The sequence below is a fragment of the Streptomyces sp. NPDC008125 genome, assembly GCF_042957125.1.
GTDB lineage: Bacteria > Actinomycetota > Actinomycetes > Streptomycetales > Streptomycetaceae > Streptomyces.
Genome location: NZ_JBIBHR010000003.1, coordinates 504564 through 523009, shown reverse-complemented (window position 1 = coordinate 523009; position 18446 = coordinate 504564). Strand labels below are relative to the sequence as shown.

Here is an 18446-nt window from a genome sequence, read left to right as displayed (position 1 = left end):
TCCTGCGACCCCCGCGCTATGCGTAGAGGTGACGGTCTTGAGGTTCGACGGATACAGAAAAGTCAGAAAGTCCCAGGGCGAGTGCCCGAGGGGTTAGCACACACAACGCACGCCACCTTACCGGCGACCATGCCCCCCTAGGAACGACCGAACGGGGATGCCTCTTGAAGAGGCATCCCCGGTCGGGTGTTCAGTACATCGAGTTGTCCGAGTTGTCTCAGACGAGCTCGGTGACGGTGCCGCCGGCGGCGGCAATCTTCTCCTTGGCGGAGCCGGAGACGGCGTCAACCGAAACCTGCAGCGCAACGGAGATCTCGCCCTGTCCGAGGACCTTGACGAGGTGGTTGTTGCGCACGGCGCCCTTGGCGACCAGGTCGGCCACCGTGACCTCTCCACCCTCGGGGTAGAGCGTCGCGAGCTTGTCCAGGTTCACGACCTGGTACTCCGTGCGGAACGGGTTCTTGAAGCCCTTGAGCTTCGGCAGGCGCATGTGGAGGGGCATCTGGCCACCCTCGAAGCGCTGCGGAACCTGGTAACGAGCCTTCGTTCCCTTGGTACCACGGCCTGCGGTCTTACCCTTGGACGCCTCACCACGACCCACACGGGTCTTGGCGGTCTTGGCGCCCGGGGCAGGCCGGAGGTTGTGGGCCTTCAGCGGGCTGTTCTCCGCCATGTCAGTCAACCTCCTCAACCGTCACGAGGTGGCGGACGGTGTGAACCATTCCGCGGAACTCGGGGCGGTCCTCCTTGACAACCACGTCGTGCAGGCGCTTGAGCCCGAGCGAACGCAGGGTGTCGCGGTGGTTCTGCTTGCTGCCGATGTACGACTTCGTCTGCGTGATCTTGAGGCTGGCCATTACGCACCAGCCCCGGCACGGGCACGAAGCAGAGCCGCGGGGGCGACGTCCTCGAGGGGCAGACCGCGGCGGGCCGCGATCTCCTCGGGACGCTGCAGGCCCTGAAGGGCCGCCACGGTCGCGTGCACGATGTTGATCGCGTTGGAAGAACCGAGCGACTTCGACAGGATGTCGTGGACGCCGGCGCACTCGAGCACGGCACGCACCGGACCACCGGCGATAACGCCGGTACCCGGGGAAGCAGGCTTGAGCAGGACGACGCCCGCAGCCTTCTCGCCCGTGATCGGGTGAGGAATCGTGCCCTGGATGCGCGGAACCTTGAAGAAGGACTTCTTCGCTTCCTCGACACCCTTGGCGATGGCCGCGGGAACTTCCTTGGCCTTGCCGTAACCGACACCGACGGTGCCGTCACCATCGCCCACCACGACCAGCGCGGTGAAGCTGAAGCGACGACCACCCTTCACAACCTTGGCGACGCGGTTGATCGCGACAACGCGCTCAACGTACGCGGTCTTCTCGGCGGCGCTGGGGCCACCGTCACGGCCCTTCCGGTCCCGCCGCTCGCCGCCACCGGCACCGCTTCCGCGGCGCTGGGGTCCAGCCATTGGAATTACCTCTCTCTGTTACGTCCGCTGTGCGTAGGAACCGGGGCTTAGAACTTCAGCCCGGCTTCACGGGCGGCGTCAGCCAGAGCGGCAATCCGCCCGGCGTACTGGTTACCACCGCGGTCAAACACGACGGCCTCGACGCCTGCGGCCTTGGCGCGCTCGGCGACCAGGGCGCCGACCTGCTGGGCCTGAGCGCTCTTGTCACCCTCGCCACCACGGATGGAGACGTCCAGGGTCGACGCCGACGCGAGCGTGTGGCCCGCGATGTCGTCGATGACCTGGGCCACGATGTGACGGTTGGAACGCGTCACGACGAGGCGGGGACGCTCCGGCGAACCGGAGACGTGCTTGCGGACGCGGATGTGGCGCCGCTTGCGGGCAGCGCGCTTGTACGCGTCGCCCTTGGCGATCTTCACGCCGTATGCCATGGCTACTTACCAGCCTTTCCGACCTTGCGGCGGATGACCTCGCCCGCGTACTTGACGCCCTTGGCCTTGTACGGGTCGGGCTTCCGCAGCTTGCGGATGTTGGCGGCTACCTCGCCGACCTTCTGCTTGTCGATGCCCTCGACGCTGAGCTTCGTGGGCGACTCGACCTTGAAGGTGATGCCTTCCGGAGCCTCGATGAGGATCGGGTGGCTGTAGCCCAGGGCGAACTCCAGGTTGGAGCCCTTCGCCTGGACGCGGTAACCGACACCGCTGATTTCGAGCGCCTTGCTGTATCCCTGGGTCACGCCGGTGATCATGTTCGCCACCAGCGTGCGGGACAGGCCGTGAAGGGCCTTGTTCTGACGCTCGTCGTTCGGGCGGACGACGTTCAGGACGCCGTCCTCACCCTTGGTGACCTCGATCGGCGCGGCAACGGTGTGCGTGAGGGAACCCTTGGGGCCCTTCACCGCGACCGTGCGGCCATCGATGGTGACGTCCACACCGGCGGGAACCTGGATGGGGAGCTTGCCGATTCGCGACATGAGCTATTCCTCCGATTCCCGACTACCAGACGTAGGCGAGGACTTCCCCACCTACGCCCTTCTTGCTGGCCTGCTGGCCGGTCAGGAGACCGTGGGACGTGGAGATGATCGCCACGCCCAGGCCGCCGAGGACCTTCGGCAGGTTGGTGGACTTTGCGTATACACGCAGACCCGGCTTCGAGATTCGCTTGATGCCGGCGATCGAGCGCTCGCGGTTCGGACCGAACTTCAGGTCGAGAACGAGGTTCTTGCCAACCTCGGCGTCCTCGACCTTCCAGCCGGTGATGAAGCCCTCCTGCTGGAGGATCTCCGCGATGTGCGACTTGATCTTGCTGTGCGGCATCACGACGGAGTCGTGGTACGCCGAGTTCGCGTTGCGCAGACGCGTGAGCATGTCTGCGATCGGATCAGTCATGGTCATGAGTTGGCCTTCGGCCTCTCTCGCCGGGGTTTCCTGTATGCGCCATCCCTCTCCCCACTCAGTGGCGGGACGGGTGCGGTGCGGGGACCTACGGCGTAGTAAGTCGGTCTTGGGCGGCAGGCGCCCAACCCTTCAAGCCTACGGCATGAAAGGAGGGGCTCCTGCCGACCAGATGCTTACCGAGAGTCTCAAGGTGTTCCCAACGCCCGGAGGGCGAGGGGAAGTTACCAGGAGCTCTTGGTCACGCCCGGCAGCTCGCCACGGTGAGCCATCTCACGAAGGCACACGCGGCACAGGCCGAACTTGCGGTAGACGGAGTGCGGGCGGCCGCAGCGCTGGCAACGCGTGTACGCGCGAACGCCGAACTTCGGCTTGCGGGCAGCCTTAGCGATCAGGGACTTCTTCGCCACGGTCAGTTCTCCTTGAACGGGAAGCCGAGGTGACGAAGGAGGGCACGACCCTCGTCGTCGTTGGTCGCCGTGGTGACCACGGTGATGTCCATGCCCCGGACCCGGTCGATCTTGTCCTGGTCGATCTCGTGGAACATGACCTGCTCCGTGAGACCGAAGGTGTAGTTACCACGGCCGTCGAACTGCTTCGGCGACAGACCACGGAAGTCACGGATACGCGGCAGCGCGAGCGACAGCGTACGGTCCAGGAACTCCCACATCCGGTCACCGCGGAGGGTGACGTGGCAGCCGATCGGCTGGCCCTCGCGCAGCTTGAACTGCGCGATGGACTTGCGGGCCTTGGTAACGGCAGGCTTCTGGCCGGTGATCGTGGTGAGGTCGCGCACGGCGCCGTCGATCAGCTTGGAGTCGCGGGCGGCGTCGCCCACACCCATGTTGACCACGATCTTGACCAGGCCGGGAACCTGCATGACGTTCTCGTACGAGAACTCCTCACGCAGCTTGCCGGCGATTTCCTCGCGGTAGCGCGTCTTGAGACGCGGCGCAGTGGTGGCAGTCATCAGATGTCCTCACCAGTCCGCTTGGCAACGCGGATCTTGTTGCCCTCGTCGTCAAAGCGGTAGCCGACGCGGGTGACGACCTTGTTGCCGTCCTTCTCCACAACCAGCTGAACGTTGCTGACGTGAATCGGGGCCTCGGTGGTGACGATGCCGCCGGTCTGCGAACCGCGAGCCGTCTGACCGGCCTTGGTGTGCTTCTTGACCCGGTTGACACCCTCGACGAGGACGCGGTCCTGAGCGGGGTAGGCCACGATGACCTTGCCCTGCTTGCCCTTGTCCTTACCGGTGATGACCTGAACCAGGTCGCCCTTCTTGATCTTCATGCTTACAGCACCTCCGGCGCGAGCGAGATGATCTTCATGAACTTCTTCTCGCGCAGCTCCCGGCCCACCGGGCCGAAGATGCGGGTGCCGCGGGGGTCGCCGTCGTTCTTCAGAATGACGGCTGCGTTCTCGTCGAAGCGGATGTACGAGCCATCCTGACGACGACGCTCCTTGACGGTGCGAACGATGACGGCCTTGACGACGTCACCCTTCTTCACGTTGCCACCGGGGATCGCGTCCTTGACGGTGGCGACGATGACGTCACCGATGCCCGCGTAGCGGCGACCCGAACCACCGAGAACACGGATGGTGAGGATTTCCTTCGCACCCGTGTTGTCGGCGACACGAAGTCGCGACTCCTGCTGGATCACGTCTGTCTCCTGATCGTCTGCCGGTTCCCGGCGGGGGCCGCTCCGTCTCCGGAACGGACCCCACCGAGCCTGGCGGAACCTGCCTGAGGGGAATCCCCCTCAGGAATTACTTGGCCTTCTCGAGGATCTCGACGATGCGCCACCGCTTCGAGGCGGACAGCGGACGCGTCTCCATGATGATGACGCGGTCGCCGACGCCGGCAGTGTTCTGCTCGTCGTGAGCCTTGAGCTTGTTCGTACGGCGGATGACCTTGCCGTACAGAGCGTGCTTCACGCGGTCCTCGACAGCGACGACGACGGTCTTGTCCATCTTGTCGCTGACGACCAGACCCTCACGGGTCTTGCGGAAACCGCGGTCGGTGTTCGTCTCAGTCACAGTCTTCTCGCTCATCAGGCGCTCTCCACCGTTTCGATGCCCAGCTCGCGCTCACGCATCAGGGTGTAGATCCGCGCGATGTCCTTACGGACGGACTTGAGCCGACCGTGGTTCTCGAGCTGACCAGTTGCCGCCTGGAAGCGGAGGTTGAACAGCTCTTCCTTGGCCTCGCGGAGCTTGTTGAGGAGCTCCTCGTCGCCCAGTTCGCGCAGCTCGGACGCCTTGGTACCGACCGACATCACGACTCACCTGCCTCGCGCCGAACAATCCGGCACTTCATCGGAAGCTTGTGAGCAGCGCGGGTAAGCGCCTCACGAGCAATCTTCTCGTTCGGGTAGGACAGCTCGAACATCACCCGTCCGGGCTTGACGTTCGCGATCCACCACTCGGGAGAACCCTTACCGGAACCCATGCGGGTCTCGGCAGGCTTCTTCGTCAGGGGACGGTCCGGGTAGATGTTGATCCAGACCTTGCCGCCACGCTTGATGTGGCGGGTCATCGCGATACGAGCTGCCTCGATCTGGCGGTTCGTCACGTACGCCGGGGTCAGCGCCTGGATGCCGTACTCGCCGAACGCAACCTGCGTGCCACCCTTGGACATGCCGCTGCGCTTCGGGTGGTGCTGCTTGCGGTGCTTGACCCTACGGGGGATCAGCATTTCGGTCAGGCCTCCGTTCCGGTGCTCTCAGCAGCCGGAGCAGCGGCGGCGGGAGCGTCGGCCTTGGGGGCCTCCGCTGCCGAGCCGGTCTGCTGCGGCTTGCGTCCACGACCGCCACGCTCGCCACCGCGGCCACCACGGCCGGCCGGGCGGTCAGCGCCGCCACGGGCCGGGCGGTTGCCTGCGCGGGCAGCGGCGTTCTCGGCGCGGACCTCGGCGATGTTCTTGACGTCGCCCTTGTAGATCCAGACCTTCACGCCGATGCGGCCGAAGGTCGTCTTGGCCTCGAAGAAGCCGTAGTCGACGTTCGCGCGGAGCGTGTGCAGGGGCACGCGGCCCTCGCGGTAGAACTCCGAGCGGGACATCTCGGCGCCGCCGAGGCGGCCACCGCACTGGATCTTGATGCCCTTGGCGCCGGCCTTCATCGAGCTCTGCATGCTCTTACGCATGGCGCGACGGAAGGAGACGCGGGAGGAGAGCTGCTCGGCGACGGCCTGGGCCACCAGCTGAGCGTCGACCTCGGGGTTCTTGACCTCGAGGATGTTCAGCTGGACCTGCTTGCCGGTCAGCTTCTCCAGCTCGCCGCGGATGCGGTCGGCCTCGGCGCCGCGGCGGCCGATGACGATGCCCGGACGAGCGGTGTGGATGTCGACGCGGACGCGGTCGCGGGTGCGCTCGATCTCAACCTTCGAGATGCCGGCGCGCTCCATGCCCTTCGTCATCATGCGACGAATGGCGACGTCTTCCTTGACGTAGTCCTTGTACAGCTTGTCGGCGTACCAACGGGACTTGAAGTCCGTGGTAATGCCGAGCCGGAACCCGTGCGGGTTTACCTTCTGGCCCATTACCGGGTTCCTTCCTTGCTGCTGACGACCACGGTGATGTGGCTGGTCCGCTTACGGATCCGGTAGGCACGGCCCTGAGCACGCGGACGGAACCGCTTCAGGGTCGGGCCCTCGTCCACGTACGCCTCGCTGATGACCAGCGAAGAGGCGTCGGTGTGGTCGTAGTTGTGTGCAGCGTTGGCGATGGCGCTGTCGAGCACCTTGCCAACCGGCACGCTCGCGGCCTGCGGGGCGAAACGCAGGACCGCCTGAGCCTCCGTGGCATCCATGCCACGGATGAGGTCCACCACTCGGCGGGCCTTCATGGGCGTGACGCGGATGTACCGCGCCTGGGCCCTGGCTTCCATGGTTGTCCCTTCGGTGTGAGTCATAGTCGTTTCCACCCCGCGCTAGCGGCGCTTCGACTTCCGGTCGTCCTTGACGTGGCCGCGGAAGGTGCGAGTCGGCGAGAACTCGCCGAGCTTGTGGCCGACCATCGACTCGGTGACGAACACCGGGACGTGGATCTTGCCGTTGTGCACCGCGATGGTGTGCCCCAGCATGGCCGGGACGATCATCGAGCGACGGGACCAGGTCTTGATGACGTTCTTGGTGCCTGCCTCGTTCTGTACGTCCACCTTCTTGATGAGGTGTCCGTCGACGAAGGGCCCCTTCTTGAGACTGCGCGGCATCTAAACCCGCTCCTAGCGCTTCTTGTTCGTCTTGCGGCGGCGGACGATGTACTTGCTCGATGCCTTCTTCGGCGAGCGAGTACGACCCTCCTTCTGACCCCACGGCGAGACCGGGTGACGTCCACCGGAGGTCTTGCCTTCACCACCACCGTGCGGGTGGTCAACCGGGTTCATCGCGACACCGCGGACGGTCGGGCGAACGCCCTTCCAGCGCATGCGGCCGGCCTTGCCCCAGTTGATGTTCGACTGCTCGGCGTTGCCGACCTCACCGATGGTGGCGCGGCAGCGGGCGTCGACCAGCCGGATTTCACCGGAGGGCATACGAAGGTGGGCCATCGTGCCCTCCTTCGCCAGCAGCTGCACGGAGGCACCCGCGGAACGGGCGAACTTCGCGCCGCCGCCGGGCCGCAGCTCGATGGCGTGGATGGTCGTACCGACCGGGATGTTGCGCAGCGCCAGGTTGTTACCGGGCTTGATGTCGGCGGTCGGGCCGTTCTCGACCCGGTCGCCCTGCTTCAGGCCCTTCGGGGCGACGATGTAACGCTTCTCGCCGTCCGCGTAGTGCAGGAGCGCGATGCGCGCGGTGCGGTTGGGGTCGTACTCGATGTGCGCGACCTTGGCCGGCACGCCGTCCTTGTCGTGACGACGGAAGTCGATCACGCGGTAGGCGCGCTTGTGGCCACCACCCTGGTGGCGAACGGTCACACGACCGGCGTTGTTACGGCCGCCCTTGCTGTGCAGGGGGCGGACCAGCGACTTCTCCGGCGTGGACCGCGTGATCTCGACAAAGTCGGCGACGCTGGAGCCACGACGGCCCGGCGTCGTCGGCTTGTACTTGCGGATACCCATGTTTTCTCAGTCCTCGGAAATATTCCGGATCCTGGACGTCCCTACCTCCGTCAGGAGGTCGGGCCGCCGAAGATGTCGATACGGTCGCCCTCGGCGAGGGTCACGATGGCGCGCTTGGTGTTGGCGCGCTTGCCGAAACCGGTCTTGGTGCGCTTGCGCTTACCCTGACGGTTGATCGTGTTGACCCCGGTGACCTTGACCGAGAAGACCGCTTCGACGGCCTGCTTGATCTGGGTCTTGTTGGAGCCGGGCGCGACGATGAACGTGTACTTGTTCTCGTCGAGCAGCGCGTAGCTCTTCTCGGACACGACCGGCTTCACGAGGATGTCGCGCGGGTCCGAGTACGTCTTGCTGGTAACGGTCGCCTCGCTCATCAGGCGTCGCTCCCTTCGGTCTCAGCGGTCTGGGGGCCAGACACGAAGGACTCGAAAGCGGCCTGGGTGAAGACCACGTCGTCAGAGACGATCACGTCGTACGTGTTGAGCTGGCCCGGCTCCAGGATGTGCACCTGGGGCAGGTTGCGCGCGGAGAGCCACGCGGCCTCGTCGGCGCGGTCGACGACCAGGAGCAGGTTGGGGCGCTCCGAGATCTTGCCGAACAGCGTCTTGGCGGCCTTGGTGGAGACTCCACCCTCGACCACGCCGGTGATGACGTGGATGCGGGAGTGACGCGCCCGGTCCGAGAGGGCACCGCGGAGGGCGGCGGCCTTCATCTTCTTCGGGGTGCGCTGCGAGTAGTCACGCGGCTGCGGGCCGTGGACGACGCCACCGCCGGCGAACTGCGGCGCGCGGGTCGAACCCTGGCGGGCGCGGCCGGTGCCCTTCTGGCGGTACGGCTTGCGGCCACCACCACGGACTTCGCCACGACGCTTGGTCTTGTGCGTGCCCTGACGGGCAGCAGCCAGCTGTGCGACAACGACCTGGTGGATCAGCGGAACGCTGGTCTTCGCGTCGAAGATCTCCGCGGGGAGCTCGACGGTACCGGCCTTGTCGCCTGCCGGCGAAAGGATGTCAATGGTGCTCATTACCTCAAGCCCCCTTGGCCGCGGTACGGACCAGTACGAGGCCGCCGTTCGGACCGGGGACCGCGCCCTTGATGAGGAGCAGACCCTTCTCCGCGTCAACCGCGTGGATGGTCAGGTTCTGGGTGGTGACGCGCTCGTTACCCATCCGACCGGCCATGCGCATGCCCTTGAAGACACGCCCAGGGGTGGCGCAGCCACCGATCGAACCGGGGGAACGGTGCTTGCGCTGGACGCCGTGACCGGCACCGAGGCCCTTGAAGTTGTGACGCTTCATGACACCGGCGAAGCCCTTGCCCTTGCTCTTGCCCGTGACGTCAACCTTGACGCCGGACTCGAACACCTCGGCAGTGACCTCCTGGCCCAGCGTGTACTCGCTGGCGTCAGGGGTGCGGAGCTCCACCAGGTGGCGGCGCGGGGTCACGTCGGCCTTGGCGAAGTGGCCCTTGAGGGGCTTGTTCACCTTGCGCGGGTCGATCTCGCCGAAGGCGATCTGGACCGACTCGTAGCCGTCGCTGTCGTTGGTGCGGACCTGGGTGACGACACAGGGCCCGGCCTTGACGACGGTCACCGGGACGACCCGGTTGTTCTCGTCCCAGACCTGGGTCATGCCGAGCTTCTCGCCCAGGACGCCCTTAATGTTCTTAGCCATCTCGCGCGTCACCTCAGAGCTTGATCTCGATGTCGACGCCGGCCGGAAGGTCGAGACGCATCAGCGAGTCAACCGTCTTCGGCGTGGGGTCGAGAATGTCGATGAGGCGCTTGTGCGTGCGCATCTCGAAGTGCTCGCGCGAGTCCTTGTACTTGTGCGGCGACTTGATGACGCAGTACACGTTCTTCTCAGTGGGCAGCGGCACCGGGCCCGCGACCGACGCACCAGTGCGGGTCACCGTCTCGACGATCTTCTTCGCCGAGGAGTCGATGACCTCGTGGTCGTAGGCCTTGAGCCGGATGCGGATCTTCTGTCCCGCCATGGCTACTAGTAGTCCTGTCTCTCGAAACGCTCTGGAACCCGGGGGTTCTCCTGACCTCCGCATCCGACCCACGCGGTCGGGCGTGTCGCATCCCCTCTACGAAAATCTCCCGAAGGAGATCCCAACCAAGGGGGTGCGGGCCCAAGGACCGCGCTGGCTCGATGAAGAGCCGATCGGGGCGGAACGCCCACCGGGTGCCTGGTCTGTGCCCCACTGACACTTCCCGGAAGATTCCCGTACTTCCGACCCGTACAGGGCCGACGAGTACTGTGGGACTCGCTTCCGGTCCTCCCGGCGGGAGGCGCGCAGCATTGACACTCAACCGAGCAACCTGGCCAGTGTGCCATACGGAAAGCGAGCCTGGCCAATCGGCCGAGGATCTTACCCCCCACGGGCGATTGCTCAAACGCGGGCACGCCCCGGCGGGCCGCTCCCGGCCCCTCCGAGCCTCGTCAATCCAGGGGTGACGGGGTTCACGCGTGTGAGGGAACGGGCCCGTCCGTACGCCCCCGCGAGCGGGCTCCCGTGTCTCCTTCGGCCCGGTCGCCCGTCACCCGGCCGCCGCGGACGCGGCACTCGGGGAGCTTGCCTCCCCGACCGGACCGCCCGCCGACGGTGGCGGCGGTGGGGTGGCGGTGGCGAGGCATGAGGGCGTCCCGGCCGCCGGCGTCGACGCGGCATGCAGGCTTTCCTGGCCGGCTGCGCGCGAGGTCCCGGTGGAGCAGACGCCCGGTCGGTCATCGCGGTGGTGACCGCGTTGTCGGGCGCGACCTGCCGGTTCAGGCGCCGCACTGCGGGGCGGAGGCCCCGGAGGGGGCTTGGGCGAAGGCCTCGGGGGCGGACGTCCCGGTGGCGAACGGCCCGTGCAGGGCAGCCCATTGCAGCAGCATGATCGTCTTGCCGTCGGCGATGCGCCCGTCCCGGGTCATGGCGAGCGCTTCCGCGAAGGGCACTTCCAGGACCTCGATGTCCTCCCCCTCCTCCTCCACTCCACCGCCGGCTCCCGTCCGGTCGGCCGCCGTGTACGGGGCCGCGAAGAAGTGGAGCCGCTCGGTGACGGATCCGGGGCTCATGTAGGCGTCGAGGACGTGGGTGAGCGGGCCGAGGGTGACACCGAGCTCCTCCGCCGCCTCGCGCCGGACGGCGGTGATCGGATCGTCCTCGTCGAGCAGCCCGGCGGCGGCCTCGACGAGCATGCCGTCGGGGTGGTCGTTGACGTACGCCGGGTAGCGGAACTGCCGGGTGAGGAGTACGACGCCCCGCCCGGTGTCGTGGGGCAGCACGACCGCGCCGTTGCCACGGTCGTACGTCTCGCGCTGCTGCGTCTCCCAACGCCCGTCGCGACGGCGGTAGTCGAAGGTGGTGCGGCGCAGGACGTGCCAGCCCCGGGAGGTGAGTTCGACGGCCTGGACCACAACGTCAGGATTGCGGTCCAGGCCGCGCCCCGCCCGATCGAGGCCGGTACGGCCCCGGTGGTCGGGAGTATCGATGCCGGGGCGGGCGGTCATGCGACCTCGCCCGGCGTACGGCGGGGGATCTCGCTCGCCTCGAAGTAGACGGGCAGGCCCCGGTCCCGGGCGGTGGCGACGTCCTGATCGGCTCCGGCGGACTCTCCGGGCAGCCGGAGTACGGCGTCGCAGTGCGCGAGCAGGCGGTGGGCCGTCGGGTAGAGGACCTCGTCCGCCAGCGGGTCGGTGGGACCGGCACCGGCGGAGCGCAGCACGGGCAGGGCGATCCACTCGCCGATGACGGGGACGTGCCCGGCGGCGAAGACCGGCCAGGCGGCGGCTTCGAGGCGGGCGAGATTGTCGGCCATGGCCTGCGGGTCGCCGTCGGTACCGGAGCGGTAGGGACCGGCGATCAGGACGAGCATGGGCTTATCGGTCATCTTGCTGGTCATGGCGACTACACTACACGCAGAAACGTGCAAGAACAGGAGAGAGTGCGCATGCTGGCTGCTGAACGACACGCCCATCTGCTCGGTCTGCTCGCCCGCGAGGGCAAGATCGTCGCCAAGGGCGTCGCCGTCGAACTGGGGATCTCCGAGGACAGCGTGCGGCGCGACCTGCGCGACCTCGCGGCACAGGGGCTGTGCCAGCGCGTCTACGGCGGCGCGTTGCCCGTGTCCCCTGCGGTGGTCGACTACGAGGCCCGGCAGAGCGTGGCTTCGGAGGGAAAGGCGAAGGTAGCCTCGGTCGCCGCGGGTCTGGTCCGGCCGGGCGGCTCACTGATCCTCGACGGCGGAACCACGGCCCTCGCCGTCGCCCGCGCGCTCCGGACGGATCTCGCCTGCACCGTGATCACGCACAGCCCGACGATCGCCGTCGCCCTGCTCGACCACCCGAAGGCGGAGCTCTTCCTGCTCGGGGGCCGCGTCTTCAAGCACTCGGCGGTCACCTGCGGCGCGGCGGCGGTGGAGGCCGCGCAGAACGTCTCCGCCGACCTCTGCCTGCTCGGCGTCACCGGCGTGCACCCCGAGGCGGGGCTGACGACCGGCGACGCCGAGGAGGCGGCCATGAAGCGCGCCCTGTCCGCGCGGGCGGCGGACACGTACGTCCTGGCGTCCTCGGAGAAGATCGGCACGGCCTCGCAGTTCCGCGTCCTCCCGTGGGAGCGGGTCACCGGGCTGATCACCGACGCCGACCCCGGCAACGCGGTGATCGAGCAGCTCGTGGCGGAGATCGGGGTGGAGATCCTGATGGCCGGCTGACGGCTGCGGACCGGTCGAAACAGCGTGCGCCGGACAGTGCGCGTGCTTCGAAAGCGTGGCCGAGCGCCTCTTGAGGGTGCGGATCAGGGCGAACGAGCCCTCCCGGTCTACCGATTCCGACACAGTGGGAAGCGCGCGACCAGGCGCGACGAGTTGGACGGGAGGGGCGCCATGGCCCTACGTTTCATCGGGAAAGATCCCGAGTCCGGCGACCACGGATCACCCGCTGTATGGGTGGACCAAGAGTCCAAGGACCTTGTGATCCAAGGGTGGACGGCTGACGAGCAGACCGTGGGCGAAAGCTCGCGGGATGTGCGAATCCCCGGACACGAATCGGTGATCAGAGTTCCGAAGCGGATGGTCCCGCTTCTCCGGGAGGCACTTCGTGTCGCAGAGTCTGACTGACTTTTCCGACCTCGTCAGGTCCGTGCGGGAGTCAGCCGTCCACCTTGAGATGCGCGATACGTACGGCGTCGAAAACGAGATCGATGGCTTCGCCGCGTGGAGACGGGGACACCGGCTTTCCGCTGAGGACCCGGCTTCCTGGTGGCGCCCTTGGCTCGACCTGGTGCAGGAGGTCACGGCCAGGGGGGTGGTGATCCGACGGGCCCGCATCGTCTCGGAACCCGTCAGTGAATACATCGCCTTCGAGCACTCGGGCACCTTCACGAACGTCGCGGCCGGGGAACAGATCCGTTGGCTGCCCCGTCGCAGCGCCTCGGACCTTGCTCTTCCGGGCAACGATTTCTGGCTGTTCGACGGCCGACTCGTGCAGTTCAACATCTTCGACGGGGTCGGCCGGTGGGTTCACACGGACCAGACGGAGGACCCTGCTGTAGCCGAACTCTGCGCGTCGGCGTTCGAAGCGGTGTGGGAACGAGCCGTCCCGCACGAGAAGTACACCGTCTGATTCCACACCGACCGGCTCATGCCCTCTTCTCCACTCTCCAGCGCCCAAGCGGCACGAGCCTCAGTGGCTGCCCGCCTGCAGGGCCTCATGCGGGAGGCCGGCCTGACAGGGCATGAGCTGGCCGTTCAGTGCGGCTGGCACAAGTCGAAGTCGTCCCGGATCGCTCGGGGAAAGACGCCTCCCTCGGACGCGGACATCCGTGCCTGGTGCGCTGCCTGCGGGGCCGGTGACCAGGCGGCTGATCTGATCGCTGCGTCCCGAAACGCCGAGTCGATGTACGTCGAGTGGCGGCAGATCCATCGAGACGGAATGCGACGGATTCACGAGCAGACCGTCCCGCTGTACCAACGAACCCGCTCCTTTCGCGTGTACGCATCCAACGTCATGCCGGGGATGCTCCAGACTCCCGGCTACGCGGCAGGGCTTCTTCGGTCCATCACTGCCTTCCAGGGGACACCCGACGACGTGGCCGACGCCGTGCGGGCCCGCATGCAAAGGTCCCGCGTCATCCGGGAGGGGAACCATCGCTTCGCCCTGGTACTCGAAGAGACGGTGCTCTACTACCGGGTGAGCGACGATGCCGCGATGGCAGCCCAGCTCGAGCACGTGCTCTCGGTGATGGGGCAGCAGAACGTATCTCTCGGCGTCATCCCGGCGAGAGCCCGCCGCACGGTCTGGCCGCTCGAAGCCTTCTACGCCTTCGACGATCAGCAGGTGGCGGTGGAGACCCTCACCGCGGAGATCAACCTGACCGCACCGGGCGAGATTTCCACGTACCTCCGAGCCTTCTCCGAACTGGCCAGGACTGCTGTGCGCGGGGCTGACGCCCGGGCTCTCATCACCAAGGCGCTCGCCACCCTCGGGTGAATCTCTGCAACCGCGTGCAACAGCGTGGGCACTCCTCAGGCGTCCTTCCTACGGTCTGTCCATCGCCCTGCGGAGTCACGGAAAGGCACACGGTGTGAGCGAACTACCGCGTACGGCCATGAGCGGACCGGTGAACCTGGCCCTTCCCCTGCCGCCCCCGAAACCGGCACCCGGCTGCGAGGTGTGCGAAGCGCTGGCCGCACAACGTCTGGCGGCGCGAGACAGGGGAGACTTGTCGGCGGCTACCGATGCCGACGTGGAGATCAGGAGCCATCCGCATAAGACGAGGCGGTCGGCCTCCTCACCCCGCACATCGGCCGCATCGACCACCTCGGCGATCCCACGTCGATCCAGTTCCTCACCGACCGGCGCGGCTCGCGGGCCTGGAGAGTCCGAGGGCCCCGGGGCACGGTCGTGCTGAAAGCCGACGACCCCGACACCGTCACCGACGACGGCCGCACCGCGGTCATCGACCATGCCCTCGCCTGCGGCCCCGTTGGCCCGCCTCGCCTGCCCTGCCGGGGCGCGCTCACCCCCACCACTGCCCACGAGATCGCCGCCGAGATTCTCGGCACCCCCGCCGAGGCTCAGTCCGGGCGCGGCCGGCCGCCGAAATCCGGAGCCTGGGCGCTTCCCTGTTCTGGTCGTGGACCGGCCATCGACCCGTTGCCTACGACGACACCCTCGACCGGGTCAAGAAGCTCGCGGTCAACGCCGAGGGACCACCCTCGCGCTGTCGGACGTACGGCCGTGGCGGTTTCCCGAGTTCGAGGAGGCCGTCGCCGCATGCCTGGCGCCCGACCTCGCCGACCACCAGACCGCCCGACCGCGCAGGAGCTGACCGCCGCTCGGTGACCCTGCGGCCTCGGAGTACCGACCGTCCTCCACCGGGTCCCGCCTGCCGGGACCCGGTGCGACGGGACCCGGTCCGCCGTGTCCCGGCCGGTGGGGACAGGGCGCTTCGGGACTCTCAAAAGCTTGAAAGAACTCGGGAAAGAACCAAACCAACCCCCTCCCCCACCGGCCGGTTCGAGAGCCGGTCCACCGGCCTCGGCATGTCCTCACCCGGACGGGTGAGTTTCGGCAACTCGGCTAGATTTTGGTCCGGTTGGCAGGCATATGCTCCCCCCAGCAGCAGGGCCATGCGCCCAGCGACAGGGGCATACGCCCCGCACCGAACATAGGACGGCCCCCGTCGGGACTGGAACTCCCGAGCGAGGGCCTGACCAATCAGGAAGCGAAGACCTTCCCACATGGATACCCAGAAGACTAGCGCGCGCCCGCGCGCCCAGGCGGTCGTTGACCGCAGCCGTACCCGGCCCTCCGGGCTGTCGCACGTGACCGTGCCGCTCACCAGCGAGTTCGTGGTGGTCGGAAACCACCTGGCGCAGCACCCCGAACTGTCGCTCGTCGCGATCGGCGTCTCGGTCCACATCCAGTCGCTGCCGCCGGGCCGACGAGTGGGCATCAAGGCACTCGCCGAGCGCTTCCAGGAAGGCGCCGAGACCATCGCGCGGGCCATGCGTGAGCTGGAGCGGTGCGGGTACCTCGACCGTCCCCGGGAGCGTGTCGGCGAGGGCCGGTTCATGACGCGGACGATCGCGTACAACCACCCCGACGCCGCCCGGCACGAACGCGCCGCGCGGACAGTCGCGGCCGAGGTCAGGGCCGCCGAGCGGAAGCCTTCCGGCGGGGCGGCCCTCGGGCGGAGATCCGCCACCGTCCCGCAGCAGCGGGCAGGCGCGGGCGCTCCGGCCGCCGCCCGGCAGTACGGCACCCGGGCCGCGCAGGGGCGGCGCGGTGCGCAGCAGCGTCCTGTACGGGCGATGTGCACGGCGGCGGACGTGCTGCGGGAGCTGTGGGAGCCGGAAGTGAGCGTTGTGGAGGTGACTGCTGCGGGGGTGGCGACTGCGAGGGTGGCTGCTGCGGGGGTGACTGCTGCGGGGGTGGCTGCTGCGGGGGTGACTGCGGGGGTGACCGAATCCGCGCCGCACGTACCCGCCCCGGTGCGGCAGGAGCCCACCCCGGCCCCGGCCCCGGCCCCGGCCCCGGCCCCGGCCTCGGCGCCGCAGGAGCAGCGTGTCGTCGTCGCCGGGGCGCGGAAGCCGCCGCCCGCTCCCGCCGCAGCCGAACCGGCGGTTGCCCCTGCCCCTGCCCCGCCGCGGCCCGACGCCGTACCCACCTCAGCCGCACCGGTGGTTGCCGGGACCGACACCCCAGCTACCGCTTCCGACAGGGCAGTTGCCACCCCCGACGCTTCGACCATCCGCGCTTCCCTCCCCCGCCCCGTACAGCCGTCCGCGCCCTCGGCCGCCGATCCGGTGCGGCACGCCATCGCCGTCGAGCTGCTCAGCGGGCTGCGCGGCAGGGACGAGCGGCTGACGCTCAGCGCGAAGGACGTGGAGAAGCTCGCACCGGCCGTGAGCCTCTGGCTGGTACGCGGGGTGGAGCTGGACACCTTGTACCGGGCGCTCCTCGACGAACTGCCGCCGGTCGTGAAGTACCCGGTCAAGTTCGTCGGCCGCCGCCTGGCCGACCGGCTGCCGCCGCCGCTTCCCGCCGAGCGCGGTCCCGGGCATCCATACGGTCCATACGGTCCCGGGCATCCGTACGGTCGCCGAGAGGCGCCCCGTACGCCCACCGTCGCGCCCCTGCAGAACTGCGACAGCTGCGATCGGGCGTTCCGCTCCTCCGCCCCGGGGCGCTGCCGCGACTGCCGGCCGGGAGACGCGCGAGCCCCGGAAGCGCGGGAAGCCCCGGGAAGCCCCGCAGCGCGGAAATCCCCAGCAGCGCAGGAAGCCCCAGCAGCGCCGAAAGCCCCAGCAGCGCAGGAAGCCCCGGTAGCGGCGGAGAACTGACAGCGGCTGAGCCGTGTTTCGCTTCCCGTCGCAGTCGGAGAACCGTGCGGCCCTTGTCATGTCACGTCACGCCCCGCAGCAGCCCCGCTCAGGCGACGCGGGACGCGAGCGCGGTCCGCAGCCGCTCGTAGCTCGGCGCCAACCGGCGCAGAGTGTCCGCGAGGGCCCGGTCGTCGCCCGTGACCAGGGGGTGTTGGAGGCCGCCGACCAGCCGCGACTGCCCGGACGCGACTGCGGCCGCATCGGGGAGCCCCAGCGAGTCCAGGCAGTGCGCGGCGTCGGCGAGTCGGCGTGCGCCGACTCTGATCGCGAAGTGTGCCAGGAACCCGCGCACGTCCACGCCGAGTCCCCCGTCGGCCTGGGCGGCCAAGGCCTCGACACCGGCGGCACCACCGAGCGTTCCCGGCGACGCCGGCCGGCCGCCGCCGCCCGCCAGCCATCGCTCCGCATCGGGCAGCGACCGTCGCAGCGCCTCCTCCGGTGTGACCTTCCGTTCCTGGACGAAGCTGGCGCGCATCACGTAAGGGGCGTCGGCATAGTCGACCGCCTTCGCCTCCCAGGCGGCGAGGAAGTCCGCGACCGGCAGCGTCGCCCAGGGATGACCGTGCGGGTCGTGGAAGACCACCATGCCGCCCTCGACCTCCAGCACGACCACGAAATGGTCGCCACCGTCTGCGGTGGGTGTGCCCGGCTGGTGGAGCAGTAGCCCCATGTCGACGGGGCCGACCAGGACGGGGCCTTGGGCGGAGGCTTCGCGCAGCCGCTCCTCAGCCTCCTCGGCCGTCCCGCCGCTGGTACGCGCGCACCGGGCGCCGAGGAGGGAGATGGCGGCGTCCAGGCCCAGATCCGGGTCCCAGCCGTAGGGGTCGAACAGCGGCAGAGTGCCGCCGATCAGCGCGAAGCCGAACGGCGAACCGGTCAGCACCTCGATGACCGCCGGGGGCGGGGCCGCCTCGCCGAGCGTCATGGCCAGGGAGTTGGCGTAGCAGTACGGGCCGGAGCCGATGTAGTGGGTCACTGTTGTCCTGTCTTCTTCGGTCAGGAGGCGATGACGGACGGCCGCAGCCGATCACCCGTGCGGTGGTGTCCGCGGGGCGATCCAGGAAGAGGGTGAACATCGCGCCATCAGTGCAGCCTCTGACACGGTGTGATGGTCAAGCCAGGGCGGTCAGCAAGCCCGCTCGATC

28 protein-coding genes are annotated in these 18446 nt (G+C 68.2%); 4 read left to right on the top strand and 24 right to left on the bottom strand.

Annotated features, from left to right (window positions below):
- Positions 1-217: 217 nt before the first annotated feature.
- The 23 genes from rplO to ACFZAX_RS07545 all read right to left on the bottom strand — a co-directional run bounded on the left by rplO (position 218) and on the right by ACFZAX_RS07545 (position 11802).
- Entirely contained in the window at positions 218-673 is a 456-nt protein-coding gene (gene rplO / locus ACFZAX_RS07655) for a 50S ribosomal protein L15 (RefSeq protein WP_266705201.1), read from the bottom strand.
- A gap of 1 nt (position 674) precedes the next feature.
- Complete coding sequence (gene rpmD / locus ACFZAX_RS07650; RefSeq protein ID WP_219611742.1) at positions 675-857, bottom strand: 50S ribosomal protein L30; 183 nt, start codon at positions 855-857, stop codon at positions 675-677.
- On the bottom strand, positions 857-1462 hold the full coding sequence (rpsE, locus tag ACFZAX_RS07645) for a 30S ribosomal protein S5 (RefSeq protein ID WP_266705207.1): 606 nt from the start codon (positions 1460-1462) through the stop codon (positions 857-859). The genes rpmD and rpsE overlap by 1 nt, the downstream gene beginning before the upstream one ends.
- Before the next feature lie 47 nt (positions 1463-1509).
- Positions 1510-1893, bottom strand: a complete 384-nt coding sequence (gene rplR / locus ACFZAX_RS07640; protein WP_266705209.1) for a 50S ribosomal protein L18 — start codon at positions 1891-1893, stop codon at positions 1510-1512.
- 2 nt (positions 1894-1895) lie between these two features.
- Positions 1896-2435, bottom strand: a complete 540-nt coding sequence (rplF, locus tag ACFZAX_RS07635; protein ID WP_327176185.1) for a 50S ribosomal protein L6 — start codon at positions 2433-2435, stop codon at positions 1896-1898.
- A gap of 22 nt (positions 2436-2457) precedes the next feature.
- On the bottom strand, positions 2458-2856 hold the full coding sequence (rpsH, locus tag ACFZAX_RS07630) for a 30S ribosomal protein S8 (RefSeq protein ID WP_266705211.1): 399 nt from the start codon (positions 2854-2856) through the stop codon (positions 2458-2460).
- Between the two features lie 224 nt (positions 2857-3080).
- Positions 3081-3266: a type Z 30S ribosomal protein S14 gene (locus ACFZAX_RS07625; protein WP_030368403.1), complete on the bottom strand. Its 186-nt coding sequence runs from the start codon at positions 3264-3266 to the stop codon at positions 3081-3083.
- Positions 3267-3268: 2 nt separating this feature from the next.
- Entirely contained in the window at positions 3269-3826 is a 558-nt protein-coding gene (gene rplE / locus ACFZAX_RS07620; RefSeq protein ID WP_006126888.1) for a 50S ribosomal protein L5, read from the bottom strand.
- Complete coding sequence (rplX, locus tag ACFZAX_RS07615; RefSeq protein WP_003966949.1) at positions 3826-4149, bottom strand: 50S ribosomal protein L24; 324 nt, start codon at positions 4147-4149, stop codon at positions 3826-3828. Before rplX ends, rplE begins: the two co-directional genes overlap by 1 nt.
- A 2-nt stretch (positions 4150-4151) precedes the next feature.
- Entirely contained in the window at positions 4152-4520 is a 369-nt protein-coding gene (gene rplN, locus ACFZAX_RS07610) for a 50S ribosomal protein L14 (RefSeq protein ID WP_003966950.1), read from the bottom strand.
- A 106-nt stretch (positions 4521-4626) separates the two neighbouring features.
- Positions 4627-4911 (bottom strand): 30S ribosomal protein S17, encoded by a 285-nt coding sequence (gene rpsQ, locus ACFZAX_RS07605; RefSeq protein WP_275493827.1) that lies wholly within the window; start codon positions 4909-4911, stop codon positions 4627-4629.
- Complete coding sequence (gene rpmC / locus ACFZAX_RS07600; RefSeq protein ID WP_275493826.1) at positions 4911-5135, bottom strand: 50S ribosomal protein L29; 225 nt, start codon at positions 5133-5135, stop codon at positions 4911-4913. Before rpmC ends, rpsQ begins: the two co-directional genes overlap by 1 nt.
- Entirely contained in the window at positions 5135-5554 is a 420-nt protein-coding gene (rplP, locus tag ACFZAX_RS07595) for a 50S ribosomal protein L16 (RefSeq protein ID WP_014047785.1), read from the bottom strand. Before rplP ends, rpmC begins: the two co-directional genes overlap by 1 nt.
- 5 nt (positions 5555-5559) lie before the next feature.
- Positions 5560-6399 (bottom strand): 30S ribosomal protein S3, encoded by an 840-nt coding sequence (gene rpsC, locus ACFZAX_RS07590; protein WP_327176188.1) that lies wholly within the window; start codon positions 6397-6399, stop codon positions 5560-5562.
- Positions 6399-6746 (bottom strand): 50S ribosomal protein L22, encoded by a 348-nt coding sequence (gene rplV, locus ACFZAX_RS07585; RefSeq protein ID WP_004571827.1) that lies wholly within the window; start codon positions 6744-6746, stop codon positions 6399-6401. Before rplV ends, rpsC begins: the two co-directional genes overlap by 1 nt.
- Before the next feature lie 42 nt (positions 6747-6788).
- Positions 6789-7070 (bottom strand): 30S ribosomal protein S19, encoded by a 282-nt coding sequence (gene rpsS / locus ACFZAX_RS07580; protein ID WP_003966956.1) that lies wholly within the window; start codon positions 7068-7070, stop codon positions 6789-6791.
- A gap of 12 nt (positions 7071-7082) precedes the next feature.
- The gene (rplB, locus tag ACFZAX_RS07575) at positions 7083-7919 is read right to left on the bottom strand and encodes a 50S ribosomal protein L2 (RefSeq protein WP_390960024.1); all 837 of its coding nucleotides are present in this window, start codon (positions 7917-7919) and stop codon (positions 7083-7085) included.
- Between the two features lie 50 nt (positions 7920-7969).
- The gene (gene rplW, locus ACFZAX_RS07570; protein ID WP_327176189.1) at positions 7970-8293 is read right to left on the bottom strand and encodes a 50S ribosomal protein L23; all 324 of its coding nucleotides are present in this window, start codon (positions 8291-8293) and stop codon (positions 7970-7972) included.
- Entirely contained in the window at positions 8293-8943 is a 651-nt protein-coding gene (gene rplD / locus ACFZAX_RS07565) for a 50S ribosomal protein L4 (protein ID WP_266705246.1), read from the bottom strand. The genes rplW and rplD overlap by 1 nt, the downstream gene beginning before the upstream one ends.
- 4 nt (positions 8944-8947) lie before the next feature.
- The gene (gene rplC, locus ACFZAX_RS07560; RefSeq protein ID WP_014047781.1) at positions 8948-9592 is read right to left on the bottom strand and encodes a 50S ribosomal protein L3; all 645 of its coding nucleotides are present in this window, start codon (positions 9590-9592) and stop codon (positions 8948-8950) included.
- A gap of 13 nt (positions 9593-9605) precedes the next feature.
- Complete coding sequence (gene rpsJ / locus ACFZAX_RS07555; RefSeq protein WP_003948644.1) at positions 9606-9914, bottom strand: 30S ribosomal protein S10; 309 nt, start codon at positions 9912-9914, stop codon at positions 9606-9608.
- Positions 9915-10693: 779 nt separating this feature from the next.
- Positions 10694-11422 (bottom strand): NUDIX domain-containing protein, encoded by a 729-nt coding sequence (locus ACFZAX_RS07550; protein WP_390960021.1) that lies wholly within the window; start codon positions 11420-11422, stop codon positions 10694-10696.
- Positions 11419-11802 carry a DUF4406 domain-containing protein gene (locus ACFZAX_RS07545; protein ID WP_390960082.1) on the bottom strand — a complete coding sequence of 128 codons (384 nt, stop codon included), beginning with the start codon at positions 11800-11802 and terminating at the stop codon, positions 11419-11421. The genes ACFZAX_RS07550 and ACFZAX_RS07545 overlap by 4 nt, the downstream gene beginning before the upstream one ends.
- Before the next feature lie 60 nt (positions 11803-11862).
- Here ACFZAX_RS07545 and ACFZAX_RS07540 point away from each other — a divergent pair, with 60 nt between their 5' ends.
- The 4 genes from ACFZAX_RS07540 (at position 11863) to ACFZAX_RS07525 (ending at position 17259) form a co-directional block, all read left to right on the top strand.
- A complete protein-coding gene (locus ACFZAX_RS07540) occupies positions 11863-12624 on the top strand; it encodes a DeoR family transcriptional regulator (protein ID WP_390960019.1) in 762 nt (253 codons plus the stop codon).
- 385 nt (positions 12625-13009) lie between these two features.
- Positions 13010-13534 (top strand): DUF6879 family protein, encoded by a 525-nt coding sequence (locus ACFZAX_RS07535; RefSeq protein ID WP_390960017.1) that lies wholly within the window; start codon positions 13010-13012, stop codon positions 13532-13534.
- An 18-nt stretch (positions 13535-13552) separates the two neighbouring features.
- Positions 13553-14401, top strand: a complete 849-nt coding sequence (locus ACFZAX_RS07530) for a Scr1 family TA system antitoxin-like transcriptional regulator (protein WP_390960016.1) — start codon at positions 13553-13555, stop codon at positions 14399-14401.
- Positions 14402-15654: 1253 nt separating this feature from the next.
- A complete protein-coding gene (locus ACFZAX_RS07525) occupies positions 15655-17259 on the top strand; it encodes a hypothetical protein (RefSeq protein WP_390960014.1) in 1605 nt (534 codons plus the stop codon).
- A gap of 88 nt (positions 17260-17347) precedes the next feature.
- Here the strand turns inward: ACFZAX_RS07525 and ACFZAX_RS07520 are convergent, their stop codons facing one another.
- Positions 17348-18277, bottom strand: a complete 930-nt coding sequence (locus ACFZAX_RS07520) for a hypothetical protein (RefSeq protein ID WP_390960013.1) — start codon at positions 18275-18277, stop codon at positions 17348-17350.
- Positions 18278-18446: the final 169 nt, after the last annotated feature.